The sequence below is a fragment of the Aerococcus sp. L_32 genome, from assembly GCF_050689315.1.
In genome coordinates this window covers 1-645 of sequence record NZ_JBOEQF010001053.1, presented here as the reverse complement: position 1 = coordinate 645, position 645 = coordinate 1, and the positions used below count along the sequence as shown (strand labels likewise).

1 protein-coding gene and 1 pseudogene are annotated in these 645 nt (G+C 44.2%); one reads left to right on the top strand and one right to left on the bottom strand.

Features of this window, described 5'->3' with window-relative positions:
• Window positions 1–189: acetolactate decarboxylase (locus ACRCJ0_RS18150; protein ID WP_431391531.1), on the bottom strand; the 189-nt coding region annotated here is incomplete at its 3' end.
• A gap of 196 nt (window positions 190–385) precedes the next feature.
• Between ACRCJ0_RS18150 and ACRCJ0_RS18145 the strand changes: the two are divergent.
• Window positions 386–645: pseudogene (locus ACRCJ0_RS18145) on the top strand (hypothetical protein); the annotation flags it as partial.

The window sequence follows — 645 nt, the reverse complement described above, 5'->3', positions numbered from 1 at the left end:
AACAACTAATTCGCCGTTTTCCTTGGCTTGGTATGCCTTACCGTCAATCACAATCAATTCCCCATCTAAATGGTCCATAGTGCCAATCCCATAGTTGCCCTCTTTTAATAAGGCTTCTATGGTCATCGACCCATCGAAAAAGCCCGCCATTAAGTCGCCCAATGTTTGATGTTGAAATAGTTTCACCATATCTGTCTCCCCGTATCGCTTTCTGTGCACAGTTCATTTTCATATTATTTAAACGATGGCACTTCTTGTCATGTCCATACTACCTTTTTTGCCCTCGTCTCGCAAGCTGTTGTAGGAGTGACAGCTTGAAATTGTTGACCCTTTTTCCTATACTAACTAGTACTTACTAGACCAAAAATTTGAGAGGAGTGGTTGGATGATTTCGCACGAGTTGCCTTTGATGCCGATTGGCGAGGATGAGAAGCGGTGGATGGCGGAAATTACGGGGGATGATGAGACTTTCGTCTTGAAGCGGGATTTTCAGCCTGAAATCCGGCCTGGTGTTTGGGAAATTTATGATGGTTGGTACCAAATTCACGGCCAATTTCCTGGTATTTCACCCTTTGAGAAGGAATATGTTCTTGTGCAAAATGGGCAGATGACCCGCCACCTTGACTTTCGCTATATGATCAGTGC